This window comes from Enterobacter sp. CGMCC 5087 (assembly GCF_003144775.1).
GTDB lineage: Bacteria > Pseudomonadota > Gammaproteobacteria > Enterobacterales > Enterobacteriaceae > Enterobacter > Enterobacter cloacae_M.
On the sequence record NZ_QFXN01000261.1, the window covers coordinates 1 to 2,161 of the forward strand.

Genomic DNA, 2,161 nt, shown 5'->3' on the forward strand with positions numbered 1-2,161 from the left:
GGTCCAGCAACAGCTGATGCAGCATCTGGATTATGCCCTCAGGCATACCGACTGGCATCAGGCCCGGTCACAAAAAGTACCTGCTGCTGTTTCTGCCTGGAAGCCGTTTGCACAACCTGTTGCCGACGCACAGCAGGAGCTGAGCCGCCAGCCATTGTATCAGCGGATGTATCAGGGACTGATGGCGCGGGCCACCGCGACGTTGCCACCGGATTTACGGGTACAGGATGAAACCGGCCAGAGTTTTGACAGCGTGTTTGTGCTGCGGGATGCGCATGCCGGTACGGTGCCGCGTCTGTTTACCTGGTCCGGCTACCGGGATTTTTTCCTTAACCAGAATAAAACGCTGTTTGATTTAACCGGGCTGGATGCGTGGGTGCTGGGGCAACATGAACAGGTTCAGCTCAGCGAGGCCGATCGCAGTGAAATTCAGCGCCAGGTGAGCGATCGCTATATCAGTGACTATACCGGTCACTGGCAGACGCTGTTATCCGCGCTGGATATTCAGCCCTTTGATTCACCTGAGCAGGCGCTGTCGGTGCTGAACACCATCACCGGCGATGAACAGCCTTTCCGGCATATTGTCTCCCTGCTGAGCGATAACACTGCCATTCGTCCGTTAACCGGAAAGGATGAAGCGCAACAGCGTGACACCCTGCGCCGGATAGCGCGTCCGTTCACCCGACTGGACGACACCCTGAAAGGTCACGGGGATAATGCACCTCAGCTTCAGGAACTGAACCAGAAGCTTACCGCGCTGGCACAGTGGCTGGAGCAGATCAACGGTGCCGGTGATCCGGGGGCGGCTGCCTTTAAGGCCCTGCAGTTGCGCCAGAGCGATCCGTATAAAGATCCGGCCTTCAGCCTGCAACAGACTGCGCGGGAGCTGCCTGCGCCACTGGATCGCTGGGTCAGCCAGATTGCGACGCAGGTTGCCGGTGTCACCACAACGCTTGCCATGTCATCCCTCAACCAGGCGTGGAATGAGCAGGTGCTGACGCCGTTTAACGACACCCTGGCTGACCGCTATCCCTTCAGCCCGATCTCTTCGCAGGATGCGTCCCTGTCTGAAGTGACCCGTTTCTTTGCCCCCGGCGGCACGCTGGACAGCTTTTACCTGACGCAACTCAAACCGCTGCTCGACAGCGGCGTGCTGAAACAGGAAACGGGCAACGCCAGTCTGCAGGAGCTGATACGCCAGCTTGCGCAGGCGCAGTTGATCCGGGATGCGCTGTTCAATGCTCAGGGGCAGCCGGAAGTGCATTTAACTATTGAGCCGGTTGAACTGACCACGAACAAACGTCGTGGCGTGCTGAACCTTGATGGTCAGCGGATGGACTACAGCCACGGACGGCGGCAGAAAGTGCCGCTGGTCTGGCCGAACGCCCTGCGTGAAGGGGCAGAAAGCAAACTGACCCTGATACCGGATGACGGCACCCGCTCACCGCGAAGCCTGGGCTTTACCGGCCCGTGGGCGATGTTCCGCCTGCTGGATGCGGCCAGCCGGACGCAGGTCACTCGGGGTTCGTTTGACGTGCGCTTTGGCGTGGATGACGGTGCCATGACCTGGCGGGTCTACAGCGACGCTGACCACAGTCCGTTTGCCACGGGACTGTTCAGCCGCTTCCGGCTGCCGGAGACGCTTTATTAATACCGGCCCGCGTAAAGACAGTCATATCGGGGCGGGCAAACAACACAGCAGACAGAGCAGGAGCGTTATGTGACAGAGAGCAACGGATTACGCTTTACCGTTAAGGTGGGCACGTTACCGGAAAGCACGTTTGGCGTGGTGGATTTCACGCTGGAAGAACGGATGAGTGAACCCTTTGCACTGAAGCTGAGTCTGGCAAGCCCGCAGACCGGGATTGATTTCGGGGAGGTGCTGGACCAGTCGTGCGAGCTGATGGTCTGGTACAACGGCGAACTGCAGCGGCGGGTGAGCGGCATTGTCAGCGATTTTGCGCAGGGCGATACCGGGTTTCAGCGTACCCGCTATGAGGCCGTCGTGCGACCGGCGCTGTGGCGCACGGGACTACGCACCAACTGTCGGATTTTCCAGGTGAAAAAGCCGGAGGATATCATCGGGGAAATTCTTGAAGAGGCGGGCATTCTGGACTATGCCTTCTCGCTGCGTCAGAACCATGCCGCCCGCGAATACTGC

At 59.2% G+C, this 2,161-nt stretch carries 2 protein-coding genes; both read left to right on the plus strand.

Annotation, left to right across the window (positions count from 1 at the left end):
- Nucleotides 1–1,651: type VI secretion system membrane subunit TssM (tssM, locus tag DEO48_RS23005; protein WP_109846400.1), on the plus strand; the 1,651-nt coding region annotated here is incomplete at its 5' end.
- Between the two features lie 69 nt (nt 1,652–1,720).
- Nucleotides 1,721–2,161 (plus strand): contractile injection system protein, VgrG/Pvc8 family (locus DEO48_RS23010; protein ID WP_258306162.1); only part of this gene is annotated, 441 nt, incomplete at its 3' end.